The organism is Streptomyces geranii (assembly GCF_002954775.1).
Lineage (GTDB): Bacteria > Actinomycetota > Actinomycetes > Streptomycetales > Streptomycetaceae > Streptomyces > Streptomyces geranii.
Genome location: NZ_PJME01000059.1, coordinates 15,176 through 29,739, shown reverse-complemented (window position 1 = coordinate 29,739; position 14,564 = coordinate 15,176). Strand labels below are relative to the sequence as shown.

At 67.9% G+C, this 14,564-nt stretch carries 11 protein-coding genes; 2 read left to right on the top strand and 9 right to left on the bottom strand.

Translation table 11 applies throughout. The annotated features are described in order from the left end of the window. Nucleotides 1-47 precede the first annotated feature (47 nt). Nucleotides 48-1,730 (top strand): rhamnogalacturonan lyase B N-terminal domain-containing protein, encoded by a 1,683-nt coding sequence (locus tag CW359_RS39220; protein WP_105975011.1) that lies wholly within the window; start codon nucleotides 48-50, stop codon nucleotides 1,728-1,730. Nucleotides 1,731-1,801: 71 nt separating this feature from the next. Here the strand turns inward: CW359_RS39220 and CW359_RS39215 are convergent, their stop codons facing one another. After that, nucleotides 1,802-2,956, bottom strand: coding sequence for a right-handed parallel beta-helix repeat-containing protein (locus CW359_RS39215; RefSeq protein WP_105975010.1), 1,155 nt, complete (start codon nucleotides 2,954-2,956; stop codon nucleotides 1,802-1,804). Between the two features lie 245 nt (nucleotides 2,957-3,201). On the opposite strand from CW359_RS39215, the gene CW359_RS39210 reads away from it, so the two are divergent. After that, the gene (locus CW359_RS39210; RefSeq protein ID WP_105975009.1) at nucleotides 3,202-5,439 is read left to right on the top strand and encodes a glycoside hydrolase family 43 protein; all 2,238 of its coding nucleotides are present in this window, start codon (nucleotides 3,202-3,204) and stop codon (nucleotides 5,437-5,439) included. A 4-nt stretch (nucleotides 5,440-5,443) separates the two neighbouring features. On the opposite strand, the gene CW359_RS39205 is transcribed toward CW359_RS39210, so the two are convergent. The 8 genes from CW359_RS39205 to CW359_RS39170 all read right to left on the bottom strand — a co-directional run bounded on the left by CW359_RS39205 (nucleotide 5,444) and on the right by CW359_RS39170 (nucleotide 14,540). Further along, a complete protein-coding gene (locus CW359_RS39205) occupies nucleotides 5,444-6,241 on the bottom strand; it encodes an HAD family acid phosphatase (RefSeq protein WP_105975008.1) in 798 nt (265 codons plus the stop codon). A gap of 123 nt (nucleotides 6,242-6,364) precedes the next feature. Further along, entirely contained in the window at nucleotides 6,365-7,489 is a 1,125-nt protein-coding gene (locus tag CW359_RS39200; protein WP_198655554.1) for a right-handed parallel beta-helix repeat-containing protein, read from the bottom strand. A 72-nt stretch (nucleotides 7,490-7,561) separates the two neighbouring features. Continuing rightward, the gene (locus tag CW359_RS39195) at nucleotides 7,562-8,749 is read right to left on the bottom strand and encodes a dienelactone hydrolase family protein (RefSeq protein ID WP_105975007.1); all 1,188 of its coding nucleotides are present in this window, start codon (nucleotides 8,747-8,749) and stop codon (nucleotides 7,562-7,564) included. Next, a complete protein-coding gene (locus tag CW359_RS39190; protein WP_105975006.1) occupies nucleotides 8,736-9,779 on the bottom strand; it encodes a pectinesterase family protein in 1,044 nt (347 codons plus the stop codon). Before CW359_RS39190 ends, CW359_RS39195 begins: the two co-directional genes overlap by 14 nt. A gap of 1 nt (nucleotide 9,780) precedes the next feature. After that, nucleotides 9,781-10,902, bottom strand: a complete 1,122-nt coding sequence (locus tag CW359_RS39185; protein ID WP_105975005.1) for a pectinesterase family protein — start codon at nucleotides 10,900-10,902, stop codon at nucleotides 9,781-9,783. Between the two features lie 2 nt (nucleotides 10,903-10,904). Then, the gene (locus CW359_RS39180; RefSeq protein ID WP_105975004.1) at nucleotides 10,905-12,227 is read right to left on the bottom strand and encodes a pectate lyase family protein; all 1,323 of its coding nucleotides are present in this window, start codon (nucleotides 12,225-12,227) and stop codon (nucleotides 10,905-10,907) included. A 50-nt stretch (nucleotides 12,228-12,277) separates the two neighbouring features. Next, nucleotides 12,278-13,063 (bottom strand): rhamnogalacturonan acetylesterase, encoded by a 786-nt coding sequence (locus CW359_RS39175; RefSeq protein ID WP_105975003.1) that lies wholly within the window; start codon nucleotides 13,061-13,063, stop codon nucleotides 12,278-12,280. A 133-nt stretch (nucleotides 13,064-13,196) separates the two neighbouring features. Further along, the gene (locus tag CW359_RS39170; protein WP_105975002.1) at nucleotides 13,197-14,540 is read right to left on the bottom strand and encodes an ABC transporter substrate-binding protein; all 1,344 of its coding nucleotides are present in this window, start codon (nucleotides 14,538-14,540) and stop codon (nucleotides 13,197-13,199) included. Nucleotides 14,541-14,564: the final 24 nt, after the last annotated feature.

Genomic DNA, 14,564 nt, shown 5'->3' with positions numbered 1-14,564 from the left:
ATCGCGTACACGTAAGTGAGCCTTCAAGTACGACGGAGTCGGCAGTCTTGAGCACGCACAGGAGAAACATCGGTCGCCGCAGGCTGCTGGCCGCTTCCGCGGTCGGCGTGGTCGGTACGGGCGCGGCGGCGGCGGTCGGCGGTGGACTACTGTCCTCCGCCTCGGCGGCGACTTTCGGCCACACCGACGACGGCACGAACTTCGTGATCAATACCGGAGCAGCGCTCGTCTTCAAGGTCTCCAAGTCGACCGGCGACCTCACCTCGCTGGTCTACCGGGGCAAGGAGTACGAGGGGTACGGCGGCAGGCACTCGCACGTCGAGTCGGGGCTCGGCGCGTCCACGGTGACGGTCAGGCAGTCCGGGTCGACGATCCTGGTCAAGGTCGTGCACGGCGCGATCACCCAGTGGTACGCGGCGCGCAGCGGCCAGAACAACGTCTACCTGTGGACGGACAAGGCGGACGCCTCCTTCACGGCGACCCGTTTCCTCGTCCGCCTCAAGCCGGGGCTGTTCCCGAACGAGGGTTCGGACTCCTGGATCGAGGCCTCCGACAAGGTCATCGAGGCCGGGGATGTCTGGCGGCGCGCGGACGGCACCACGCACTCCAAGCACTACTCGGGCAAGCGGGTCATCGACTACGACCACATCGGCTTCACCACCGGCTCGGTCGGCCTGTGGATCGTCCGCTCAAACCACGAGAAGGCGTCCGGCGGCCCCTTCTACCGCTCACTGCTGCGCCACTCGAACGACAAGGGCGCGGGGCTGTACGAGATCCTGCACTACAACCAGGCCCAGACCGAGGCGGAACGTTTCGGCTTGCAGGGTCCGTACGTCCTGGCGTTCACGGACGGCGGCGCCCCCTCGGCCTCCCTCGCCGCCGCCAGGCTGGACACCTCCTGGGTGGACGGGCTCGGCATCACGGGCTGGGTGGGGGCGGCCGGGCGCGGCAAGGTGGCCGGCGTCGGCATCAAGGGGATGGACGCGAAGCACCCGTACACCGTGGGCTTCGCGAACGCCGACGCGCAGTACTGGACGAGGGCGGCGGCCGGGTCCGGCGCGTTCTCCTGCAAGGGGATGCTGCCGGGGACGTACACGCTGACCGTGTACAAGGGCGAACTGGCCGTGCACACGCGGTCGGTGACCGTGAAGGCGGGCGGTGCGACCGCGCTGAACAGCATCACCGTGACCGGGGACCCGTCCACCGCGAAGACGATCTGGCGGCTCGGGGACTGGGACGGTACGCCCGGCGGGTTCAAGAACGCCGAGCTGATGACGTACGCGCATCCGTCCGACGCGCGGGCGGCGAAGTGGACGGGGAACGTCACGATCGGCGGCGGTTCGGAGGGAGCCTCGTTCCCGGCGTACATGTGGAGCGGGGTCAACGACGGCATCCTCGTGTACTTCAAGCTGACGGCCGCCCAGGCCGCAGCCGCGCACACCCTGCGTATCGGCGTGACGGACGCCTTCTCGAACGGGCGTCCGCGTGTCACGGTGAACGAGTGGGTGTCCGCCATCCCCTCGGCACCCGCGCAGCCCTCGACGCGCTCTCTCACCACGGGTTCCTATCGGGGGAACAACCGTTCGTTCACATTCAGCGTCCCTAGTAGTGCGTGGCGGACGGATGTGAGTCAGTACAACATCCTGAAGATCAACATCGTCAGTGGTTCGAGCGGCACGGCGTTCCTCAGCCCGGGCACCTCGTTCGACTGTCTGGAGCTGCTGGCCTGAGCCCCCCTCGGCCAGTCAGAGAGCCCCCGCCGGTGACGACCGGCGGGGGCTCGTTTGTCTTTGCCCGTACGTCAGTTCATGGTCGAGCCGATGGCCGTGGAGCCGACCGTCAGGAAAGTGGTCGCCGGCAGCGAGCCGTTCGACTGACGGGCGCCGTAAGCCGCCGTCGCGTCCGTCGACTTCAGTGCCGGGGTCACGATGCCGCTGTCCCAGTTGTTGGCGGCCGACACGGTCGACGAGCCCAGCTTGGACAGGCCGTTCTTGTTGCCCACCGCGAGGTTCCGCGCCAACCGCGCCTTGCCCGTGGCGAAGTAGAAGCCGCTCTGGGCGTTGGAGTAGGCGGTGTTGCGGTTGAGGAGGATCGCGCCCGTGTTGGAGTTCTCCGTGAAGCCGTGGAGGTTGTTGTCCCAGGCCGCGTTGTTGTTGACGACGTGGGCGACCGAGGCGCCTCCCCCGCCCAGCTTGAAGCCGTTGCCGTTGCCCTCGAAGGCGGTGTCGTTCCAGCGGTTCCTGCCGTTGCCGAAGGCCCAGGTGTGGTCGATGGTGACGGAGCTGGAGTACTGCCAGAGGTCGACCCCGTCATCCGCGTTGTTGTAGAGACGCGCGCCGGTGATCCTGTTGCCCGTCCCGGAGCCGAACTTGATGGCGAGGCCGTCGGCGTTCTGGCCGTGGCCCGCGGCGTCGTAGTTGAGGTAACTGTCCAGGTTCTGCACGAGGTTGTCGGTCGTGCCGTCGCCGCGCAGGGTGAAGCCGGAGTCGCCGTTGCTCGCGGTGACCAGGTTCCTGAAGATCCCGCCGACCGACGAGGTGACGACGAAGCCCTGGGCCGGGGAGTTCCGGAAGGTGAGGTTCTGGACGGTCCAGTAGTCGCCGTAGATCCCGGCCAGCCAGGAACCGGCCGGCAGCTTGGAACCGTCGATCCGCACCTTCTCGCCGCCGTACGCCTGCAGCGTGATCCGCGCCGAACTCGTGCCGTTCGCCGTCGACTTGAGGGTCGTCGTCGGGTAGTACGTGCCCGCGCGCACCTGGATGACCGTACCGGCGGCGGCGTTCTTCACCGCGGTCTCCAGCTGGGCGGTGCTGGAAACGGTGACCGTGGTGGTGGCTGCGCTGGCGCCATCGGTCGAGAGGCCGAGGCAGACGCCGCCCGCACCGGAGGCGAGGGCCACCGCGGCGGCGATGGAGAGGGTGCGGGTTCTGCGGTGACGACCGGTGCCGATGCGCACGGGATGTTCCTCTCCTCGGAGTCGGGGACGCAAGCCGGGCTGCGGCCCCGATGAGGTGGGACCGCAACCCGGCTCTGCTGTCCTGTTGCCGCCCGGCTGAAAAGAGTTGCCGTGGTCCCTGCGAAAGCGATCGAAACTTTCGATACCACCGGCCCCGTACACACCGATTGACTCGCTGTCCCGCGCTGGTGAGACTCCGAGGACGATCACTCAACAGAATCCATCAGACTCCCACAGGATGTGTCATGCGCCCCCACCTCGCCCGCACCTTCCTGCACCCCCTCATCCTCTTGGCAGCCCTTCTCCTCGCCCTGCTCGCCGCCCCGCCCAGCCCCGCCGCCTCAGGAGCGCCACCCGTGACGCAGCAGTCCGAACCCAAGTCGGCCCAGAAGTACGCCGGTTACCTCTTCGCCTACTTCACCGGCGAGGGCACGGCCGACGGCGAGCAGATCCGCTACGCCCTCAGCCGTGGCAACGACCCGCTGCACTGGCGGGAGTTGAACGCGGGCAAGCCCGTCCTCACCTCCACCACCGGTGAGAAGGGGCTGCGCGATCCGTTCGTGATCCGCTCCCCCGAGGGCGACAAGTTCTACATGATCGCGACCGATCTGCGCATGTACCGGAGCAGCAGCGGCAGTTGGGACTACGTCCAGCGGCACGGCAGCAAGTCCGTCATGGTCTGGGAGTCCACCGACCTGGTCCACTGGACCGACCAGCGCCTGGTGAAGGTCTCCCCCGACTCGGCGGGCAACACCTGGGCGCCGGAGGCCTATTACGACGACACGCTCGGCGAGTACGTCGTCTTCTGGGCGTCGAAGCTGTACGCCGACGACGACCCGGACCACACCGGCTCGACGTACAACAAGATGCTGTACGCGACGACGAAGGACTTCCGCACCTTCAGCGAACCGAAGGTCTGGGACGACCCGGGCTACTCGGTGATCGACTCGACCGTCGTGAAGCACAAGGGGACTTACTACCGCTACACGAAGGACGAGCGGGACCCGACCTCCTCCAGCCCCTGCTCGAAGTTCATCACCGCCGAGAAGTCGACCTCGCTCACCGACACCTCGTACGACTTCGTCTCCGACTGTGTCGGCAGCGGGTCGATCGACCGGGGTGAGGGGCCGACGGTGTTCAAGTCCAACACCGAGGAGAAGTGGTACCTGTTCATCGACGAGTACGGCGGTCGCGGGTACGTCCCCTTCGAGACCACCGACCTCGACTCGGGCCGGTGGACGATGTCCGCCGACTACCAGTTGCCCGCCAGCCCCCGGCACGGCACGGTCATGCCGGTGACGCAGGCGGAGTACGACCGGCTGCTGGCCGCCTATCCGCAGACGCCGACGTCCGTCGTGGACGCCACGGCCAGTGGGCAGAAGGGGTACGCCGTCGTCACTGAGGCCGCCGCCAAGGTCGTGCTGCCGATGCGGCCCGATGCCGAACTCTCGCGGCTGGCACCGAGGTTGTGGGTCGGGGAAGGGGCGAAGGTGAGCCCCGCGTCCGGGACCCGGAGGGACTTCCGCAAGCCGCAGAAGTACACGGTGACGGCGGCCGACGGGACGCGCCGCACCTGGACGGTGGAGGCCGTACCCACCCGGAGTCCGGTGCTGCCGGGGCTGTACGCCGATCCCGATGTCCAGTACCTGGACGGGCGTTACTGGATCTACCCGACCACCGACGGCTTCCAGGGCTGGAGCGGCACGCGGTTCAAGGCGTTCTCGTCGAAGGACCTGGTCCACTGGACCGACCACGGCGTGATCCTGGACCTGGGTCCCGATGTGTCCTGGGCGGACAAGAACGCGTGGGCGCCGGCGATCGCCGAACGGAACGGCAAGTACTACTTCTACTTCTGCGCCGAGCAGGCGATCGGGGTCGCGGTGGCCGACTCACCGGCGGGCCCGTTCAAGGACGCGCTGGGCGAACCCCTTGTGGCGAAGGGGCAGTTGAGCGGCCAGATGATCGACCCGGCGGTGTTCACGGACGACGACGGACAGGCGTATCTCTACTGGGGCAACGGGCACGGTTACGTCGTGCCGCTGAACGACGACATGGTGTCGTTCGACCCGGCGGAGGTGCGGGACATCACCCCGGACAACTTCCGCGAGGGCTCCTTCGTGGTGAAGCGGCAGGGGACGTACTACTTCACGTGGTCCGAGGACGACACCCGCAGCGAGAACTACCACGTCGCCTACGCGACCGGACCGTCCCCGCTCGGCCCGTGGACCAAGCGGGGGACGATCCTGTCCAAGCGCCCCGACCTCGGCATCCTGGCCACCGGCCACCACTCCGTGGTGAACGTGCCCGGCACCGACGACTGGTACATGGTGTACCACCGGTTCGCCCTCAACGGCCCCGGGAAGGCGGGCGGTGACGGTATGCACCGGGAGACCACCATCGACCGCATGCGGTTCGCGGCCGACGGGACGATCGTGCCGGTCGTACCGACGCTGGAGTCGATCAGGCCGGTACGCGGGCGGTGATCGCTCAGCTCACGAAGTACGTCGGGTTCGGGATCTTGTACGTCTTGTCGGCGTAGCCGCCGTCGAGGTCCGAGTACTGGTCGCCGAAGTTGGCGACGATGTCGTACCCGAGGTCCTTCTCGATGTGCTTGCGGGTGCCGGACTTGTACTGAACCGTCGTGCAGGTCCAGGCGGCGGCCGTGGCACAACCGCTCAGGTAGGCGGGCGGGTTGGCCGCGTCCTTGAGGAACATGTGGTCGGCGTCGAGGTTGATGTCGGCGCCGACCTTCTTCAGGTTCGCGACGGCCGCCGCGCGCTGCGACTCCTTCAGACCGGAGTTGTAGAACACCTCGACGCCCTTGGACTTGGCGTAGGCGACCAGCGCGGGCGTGCCGAACACGGCCGGGCGGTCGGCCTTCGCCACGTACTCGGCCCAAGTAGCCGAGTTGTACGTGTAGTTGGTCTTCTTCTCGTAGTCGAGGGAGAGCAGCAGCGTGTCGTCGATGTCGAAGACGACCGCGGGCTTCTTGCCCTTGTGCAGCGCCTTGCGGGCCGCCTTGTCGATGTCCTTCTTCGCCCCGGCCTCGATCCGCGCCAGGTCCTTGGCGTACGGGCTGGTGGCGGAGGCCTGGTAGACACCGGCGCTGTCGAGCGTGGTGCCGTAGTAGGTGTCGATCTCCTGGACCAGGAGCCCGATGTTGTGGGGCTCGTGGGTGGAGTTGGCCGTGGACTGGCCGGCGGTGGCCGCGCCGGTGCCGTACAGGGCGGCACCGGCGACGGCACAGGCGACGGTGAGCGTCGCGAAACGGAGTGGCTTATGCATGACAGGTTTCTACGCGCGTCACCCTCGGAACGCGAGGCCCGTTTGCCTGATTGATACCAAACCCTCAGACAAACTTGGCCTCGCGCCCTCAGAACGGAGCAGCGGCGTGGAGCGGGGGTGGGCTCAGTTCATGGTCGAGCCGATCGTGGTGCTGCCCGTCGTCAGGAACGTCGTGGCGGGCAGGGTGCCGTCCGTGGCGCGGGAGTTGTAGGTGGTCGACGCGTTCGTGGACACGAAGGACGGGGTCGATATCCCCGAGTCCCAGTTGTTGCCGGACGAGGCGACCGACGAGCCCTTGCTGACCGACCCCGAACTGTTGCTGACGGCGAGGTTCTTGCCGAGTTTGGCCGCGCCGGTGGCGAAGTAGTAGCCCCACTTGGCGTTGGCGTAGGCGGTGGTGCGGTTGATGACGATGGCGCCCTTGTTGCTGTTCTCGGTGAAGCCGTTGCCCGCGTTGTCCCAGGCCGCCGAGTTGTTGATGACGTGGGCCACGGTCTCTCCGTCGCCGCCCAGCTTGTAGCCGTTGCCGTCGCCCGCGAACGCGGAGTCGGACCAGCGGTTCTTGCCGTTGCCCATCGCCCAGGTGTGCTCGACGGTGACGGGCGAGGAGAAGGACCAGAAGTCCAGCCCGTCATCCGAGTTGTTGTAGAGGCGGGCGCCGGTGATGAGGTTGCCGGTGCCCGACCCGTACTTCACGGCGATGCCGTCGGCGTTTTCGCCGTGGTTTGCGGGGTCGTAATGGCCGTACGAGTCAAGGTTCTTGACCGTGTTGTTGGTGGTGCTGTCGCCGGTGAGGGTGAAGCCGGAGTCGCCGCCGTTGATGGTCTTGATGTTGCTCCAGACCGTGGAGGCGCAGGACTGGCAGACGACCGCGCTGTCCGGGGAGTTCTGGAAGGTGATGTTAGAGACGGTCCAGTAGTCGGCGGTCAGCTTGAAGATCCAGTCGCCGTCCGGCAGGTTCGACCCGTCGATCTTCACGGTCTCCGAGCCGTACGGCTGGAGGTAGATCCGGCTGGCGGAGGTGCCGTTGGCCGTCGACTGGAGGGTGGCCGTCGGGTAGTAGGTCCCGGCGCGCACCTGGATGACGGTCCCTGCGGTGGCGCCGGAGATGGCACTGCTCAGCTGGGCTGAGGTGGAGACGACCACGGTCGCGGCCTGGGCGGGGGTGGGGAGGACCGCGAGACCGACACCGGCGGTGGTGACGGCGAGCGCGGTGAGGGAACTCTTGAGACGGGTGATACGACGCATGACGTGCGGGTCCTTTCGTCGTAACGGGGATTGATCGAGCGGGAGTTACGGAAGTAGCGGGAGTTGCGGGAGTTACAGAACGTCGTCGAGCCATGTGAGGACTTCGTCCTGCATGGGTGCGGTGAACACATGGCCGAGGTCCGGCCAGATCCTGGTGTGCAGCCGCTCCCCGGCGCGGCGTGAGCGCCAGACGGCGCGCAGCTTCTCGTGGGCCACGCGTACGCCCTCCGCCGGGAACAGCGGATCCAGGGCGCCGTGGAAGAAGAGCATCGGCCTGGGTGCGGCGATGCTCGCCACGTCGGGGAAGTCGAGGTGGCGGGTGAGTCCGGGGTGGAGCATGTAGTAACTGGACTGTCCGCGCAGGGTGTTGTTGCCGGGGACCATCATTTCCTTCAGCCCCGTCATCCAGCCGACGCTGGCCGCGGCGGCGATGTCGTCGCTCAGCGCGGCGGTCTGCCAGGCGCGGAAGGCGCCCATGGAGAACCCGACGGCCGCGACCCGCCGCCGGTCCACCCGGTCGAGCCCGGCGAGGAAGCGGGCGGCGCGGACGTCCTCGCGGGCCATGAGTCCGGCGAGGGAGGAGCCGAGGTTGTAGAAGTTGCTTGCGAGGGCCTGCTGTTGGTCGTAGGCGAGTGGACCCCGGTCGCCCCAGCCGAGCGCGTCCAGGGCAAGTACGACATAGCCGCGCCGGGCCAGCTCGTCACCGACGAACCGTCCGCTGAAGTACCGGTCCGCCCAGCCCTGTGCGGAGGCGAGCCGGGCGTCGTCGTACCAGGGCCGGACGAGCTTCTCCTTCCCGATGTCGAACTTGGCCCCGTGGTCATGGAGGAGCAGTACGGCGGGGAAGGGCCCGGGGCCGTGCGGAGTGAGCAGGGCACCGCGCACGGGCTCGTACCTGGTGAGGGCGAGCGTCACCAACTCCCGTGTGTAGCCGGTGGCTTCGGCACGTTCGCCGAACTCCGGGTCGTACGGCGTCCCGGCCCCGTCCGGCTCGACGAGGAGCGTCTCCTCGACCTTGGCGCGGGCGATCCGCCGCCAGGCCCGGAAGTCCCGGACGCCGGAGCGGCCCCAGGCGAGCGGGAAGTCCAACTCGTCCTTGAGCGCGGGGTGGAAGCCGGGCAGGGGCCCGTCGACGACGGCCGCAGCCGCCGCCAAGTCAGGTGCCGCGTGTGTGGGTTGGGCGACACCCCCGTTGACCAGAGCCGCCCCCGCCCCCAACACGAACGCCCGCCGCCCCACCGCCGGATCAGGCCCGGCCATACGGGCACCAGTCCCCGAGATACGTCCGCCGCGTATGCTCCCCGGCCTCCGCCTCGGTGAGCTGCGGCCGGTTCTCCGGCACCGAGATCACCGCGCCCGGACCGGAGTTGCCGTACTCCCAAAAGCGCATGGTCTGCCAGGGATAGGCGTCCCGCATGTTGGTGTACGGGGTCACGGCGTCGATGCCCGGGCCGAGCCGCGTCTCCCGAACGACCAGCGAGGGCCAGGCGGTTGTCTCGTACGACGGCACCCAGGGCCGCGCGATCTTGTACGCGCCGTCCTCCGCGCCCGAGGTGACCCGCCCGTGCACGGCGAGGAAGCCGTACGGGTTGGCGCGGGCCGTGGCGGGTGCGAAGACCATGCCCTCGGGCTTGAATGCGACGTCACGGTCGAGGGTGTGGAAGTGACAGCGCTCGAAGACGGCACGTGCCCGCCCGAAGACGAAGTCGACGTCGCCCTCGATGTAGCAGTCGCGGTAGTAGTGCCGGTCGAAGGCGGTCAGCGCCGTCGTGTCCGCGAACAGGGTGTCCTGGTGGGCGAGCAGCCGGACGCGGGTGAACTCCGAACGGTCGCCGGTGACATAGGCGGCGACGGCCTGCGTTCCCGTGATCTCGGGGTGGTCCGCGCGCAGCCAGTCGTTGGCGAGGGTCAGGTCGCGTACGGTCAGGCCGGGCGCCGCCGAGGTGAAGGTGGCGGAGCCGGCGGTGCCGTAGGTGCCCGAACCGTCGGGTTTCTGGGTGCCGTTGGCGTTGTCGTAGACGATGACGGTGTCGCGCGGGTCGCGGGTGGCGCCGCGGATCGTCAACTCCGCTGCCTGGGCGGGGATGTTGACGACCTCGCGGTATGTGCCCGGGTGCACGACGATCGTCCAGCCCGCGCCGCCCCTCGCCACCGCCTCGTCCACGGCGGCCTGGACGGACCCGCCTGGGCGGACGTGCAGGACCCGGCGGGCGGCGGAGGCGAACGCGGGAGCCGTACCGCTGGCGATCAGTCCACCGGCGAACCCGGTGAGCAGCGTGCGTCGGCGCATCTCAGCACCACCGCCCCTGCCAGGGGGTCCAGTCGCCCAGGTATGCCTCGCGGGTCGCCGACTGGGCTTCTGTGGAGGTGAGTTGAGGTCGGTTCTCCGGTACCGAGATCACCGCGCCCGGGCCCGTGTTGCGGTACTCGGCGAAGCGCTGGCTCTGCCAGGGGTAGGTGTCCGACATGTTGGTGTAGGGCGCGACCGCGTCGATGCCGGGGCCGAGGTGGGTGTTGCGGACGGTGAGCATCGGGCGGGCGGTGGTGTCCGAGCTGGGCACCCAGGGGCGGGCCAACTTGTAGTAGGCGTCCGGGGATTCGCTGGTGATGCGGCTGTTGGTGACCAGGTAGCCACGGGGGTTGGCGCCGACGGTGGAGGGGGCGAGGACGAAGCCGTAGGGGGCGCCGGTGAGGTCGGCGCGGTTCAGGGTGCGGAAGTGGCAGTGGTCGTACACGGCGGTGGCCCGGCCGAAGACGAAGTCGACGTCTCCTTCGGCGTAGCAGTGCGCGAAGTACTGGCGGGCGTACGCCTCCCGGCTCAACGAGTCGGCGTACAGGGTGTCCTGGTGGCCGAGGAACCGGCAGTGGTGGAACGCGGACCGGTCACCCTGCACCTTGATGGCGACGGCCTGGGTCCCAGCGACCCCCGGGTGGTCGGCGCGCAGCCAGTCGTTGGCGAAGGTGATCCAGCGGGCCGTGAAACCGGCGCCCTGGACGAGGGTGGTGGCGGAGCCGGTGGTGCCGTAAGTACCGCCGCCGGGTTTCGGCGTACCGGCCGCGTTGTCGTAGACGATGACGACATCGCGCGGGTTCTCCGAGGCGCCGATCCAGGTCAGTTCCGTACGGGTGGAGTCGACGGCGACGGTCTCGCGGTAGACGCCGGGGGCGATGACCAGCGTGAATCCGGTGCCGCTCGCGGCCGTTACGGCGGCCTGGACGGTGGTGAAGTCGCCGGTGCCGGACGGGTCGACGTACAGGGTCTGGGCGTTGAGGCGGCGGGACGGGGAGCCGTAGCGGCCGAAGCGGGTGCGGCCGGCCGCGCGGGCGGGGGTCGCGAGCCCCAGGGCCAGTGCGGCCCCGGTGCTCGCGACGACGAACGACCTTCTGCTCAAGGGGACTTGGAGTCCGGCCATGGTCAGCAGACCTTGCCCGCGCCCGCACCCCGGCTGACGATGTACGGCACGGCTCGCGGTGAGTCGACCTTCGTCCGGAGGGTGGGGGTCCAGCCGGCGCCCGACTGGAGGGTCTCGGCGGGGATCTCGGTGTTGTGGACGGCGATCAGGTCGGTCCGCCTGCCGTTGACGTAGTTGTTCTCGGCGGTGAGCGGGGACTCGTTCCACTTCTTCAGGACCTTGCCGACCTTGGCGCCGGCCGGCAGCGAGATGGCGTTGTCGCTGGCGTACAGCTGGGAGGAGATGCCGACGCCGAAGAGGTAGTAGTCGGAGGCCTGTTCCTCGGCCACCACGTAGTTGTTGTTGTAGACGTCGACCTGTCCGAAGCGGACGCGCGGGGAGCGCTGCAGGATTCCGTCGAACTCGTTGTGGTGCATGGTGACTTTGAGCTTGCCCGCGTCGGTGGTCGCGGTGCTGTCGCTGTTGCCGATCAGCATGTTCTTGTCGTGGTCCTTGAAGGAATTCCAGGACACGGTCACGTAGTTGGCGCCGCGCACGATGTCCGTGAGGCCGTCGTGCTGCTGGAAGACCTTGCCGAAGTAGCTCGGGCGCTCACTGTCGGGGTAGCGGCCGTCGGTGAGGGTGTTGTGGTCGATCCAGACGTGGTCGGTGCCGTAGACGACCACGGCGTCGTACTCGGAGTTCCAGTTGCCGGTGTTGTTGTCGTCGGTCGGGTCCCACTTCGGGAAGCAGTCGAGGGGGGCCTCGATGGTGAGGTTGCGCAGGATGACGTTGGAGACGGCCTTGATCTGGAGGCTGCCGCCGAGGATGCCGGAGTTCTTGCCGACGCCGACGATGGTGGTGTTGCTCGGGATGTTGGCCTTGATCTCCGAGTCCTGCTTGGCGGCGGAGGCGACCCGCGCGTCCTCCTGCGGGCCGCTGGCGACCTTGTCGTTGCCCCAGACGGCCGGGTCGTAGTCCTTCAAATACTGCTGGAGGTCGTACCCGCCGGTGACGAAGGCCTCGCAGCCCTCGGACACGGCGTCGATCATGCCCTTGACCTTGATGATCTTCGGCGCGCTGCCGCCGGCCTTCAGCGCTGCCTTGAACTCCGCCCAGGTGGTGACGGTGTAGACGTGCTCGGCGTCGGCGGCCGAACCGCCGGTCGTACCACCGGCGTCGGAGCCCCAGCCGTCACCGGCGGCGAGGGTCTGCCGGCCGAGGTCACGGGCCTGCGGTGCGGCGGCCTGGGCGACGGGGCCGGTGACGGTGAGGACGAGGGCGGTGCAGCCGAGCAGGACGGCGGCCTTCACGATGGCATGATCATGACATGCACGAGCGTTCATGGTGCGGCTCTCCTTTTGGAGGAAGTGACGGGGAGGTTGGGGGAAATGGACTACGCGGCGGCGGGAGGCCAGGTGATCCAGGACTCCGGGATCACGTCGTCGAGGCGGCGCACGTCCCGGTGCGCCAGCACCCGCCGCCGCACCAGCCCGGCGGCGACGAGCCGGGCCAACGCGATGGCACCCGGCGGATTGAAGTGCGTGTTGTCCTGCTCTGTCGCTGTCCAGTTGAAGTACTTCTTCGTCTCCTCGACCCCCAACTCCTGCCACAGCGCGATCGACTCGGCCTGAATGTCGAGCAACGCCACGCGCTCCTCCTCGGCGAGCGCACGCATCGCCGCCGGGTAGTCGCCGTGGGTCGGCACCGCGTTGCCGCCCGAGTCGAACTTTCTCCGCTCGACGGAGGTGGCCAGCACCGGCCGCGCCCCACGGGCCCGCGCACCGTCGATGTACAGCCGCAGATAGTCCTGGTACGTCGTCCAGGGCTCGGTGTAGCGGACGGGATCGGCGCTTTTCTCGTCGTTGTGCCCGAACTGGATGAGCAGGAAGTCACCGGGCGAGATGACGTCGAGAATGGCGTCCAGCCGCCCTTCGTCGAAGAAACTCTTGGAACTACGCCCGTTCACCGCGTGATTGGCGACCTTCAGCCCCTTCCCGAGAAAGAAGGGAAGCGCCATTCCCCACCCGGTCTCGGGAGCGGCATCGGCGAATTTCTGGGCGGCGGTGGAATCCCCGGCTATGTAGAGGGTGCGCACGGGCCGGGATCTCCCAAAGGAGGGAGCGGCCATCGGAACTGCGGCAAGAGCGGCGGAGGCGACTTGTCGACGACTAAGAGACACGACCCTGTGCCTTTCAAGAGGAGTTGGGCACCCGCGCCCCTGCATTTAGGGGCGCGGGGCTGTATCTATTTGCGGCTCCGCCGCGGGGCGCGACCAGCCACGGCGAACCCGCAGCCGACCACCGACCACAGACCTAACCCTGCTGCTCCTTCCACTCAGCCTGCGCAGCATTGAGCTGCTCGGCCAACGTGTCCAGGAATTCCTTCGCACTCATCTTCTTCAACAACACCTTCTGGAAGTTCGGCTCGTTGTCCGCCTTCGAGATCGTGTTCCAGTCCGGCAGGTAGTACGGCAACTGCACGATCTTGATCGTGCCGCTGTTCAGCGACTCAGCCGCCAGCTTCGTCGCCTCCGCCGACTGGATCCACGCGTCCTTCGCCGCCTCCGTGTTGGACGGAATGGCGCCGGCCGACTCGTTCCACTTGCTGTTCGACGCGTGCGAGACCGCGAACTCGATGAACTTCCACGAGGCCGTCTTGTTCTTGCTGGACTTGAACAGGCCCAGCCCGTCGACGGGGTTGGAGACCTGGACGCGCGTCCCGTCGTCCTGGGTCGGGTTCGGAATGCCCCGGAACTTGCCGTCGAGCGCCTTCAAGTGGTCTTGGTACGAACCGAGGTTGTGGCTCAGCATGCCGATGTCGCCGCTGTCCCACTGCGCGACCATCTTCTTGAAGTCGTTGTTGACGTCGGCGGACGGCGTGTCCTTCTTGTACAGCGCCGCGTACTTCTCCAACGCCGCAACGTTCTTGGGGTCGTTGACGGTGGTCTTGTCACCGGCCTCGTCCCAGAACGACGTGATGCCGGACTGGCCGTACGTCGCGTCCAGGGCCTGCGCGATCGAACCCTCGCCACCGCGAATGGTGTAGCCGAACTTGTTCTTGTCCACGTCGGTGAGCTTGTCGGCGGCGGCGTAGAACTTCGACCAGGTCGTCGGCGCCTCCAGCTTCGCCGCCTCGAACAGGTCGGTGCGGTACCAGAGGGTGCCGTTGTTCGCCGAGGTCGGGACGGTGAACAGCTCGTCGCCACCGCCCGCGCTGCGCACGCTGTCGATCATGCCCGGGGTCAGCTTGCCGTTGAGCGTGCTGGCCCTGAGCCGGTCGTCCAGCGGTTCAAGGGCGTTCTGGGCGGCGATACCGGCGAGCATGGCCGCGCCGACCCCGCCGACGTCGGGCAGGCCGCCGCCCTGGATGGCGGTGTCGTACTTGGACTGGATGCTCTCGGACGGTATCCCGACGTACTTGACCTTGATGTCGGGGTTGGCCTTCTCGAAGTCGGCGATGATCGCCTTCCAGACGTCGGTACGCACACCGCCGTTGTTGTCCCAGAAGGTGATCTCGCCCTTGCCCGAGCCCTCGTTGCCCTTGTCCCCCGCGCTGCCGCTGCCGTCGTCGCCGCAGGCGGTGGCGGTCAGCGCGAGCACGGAACCCAGGGCGACCGCGATGGCCGCGCGCCTGCTTCTGCGGATGCTGATCTTCATTGGTCGGCACTCTCTCTTCTGGAT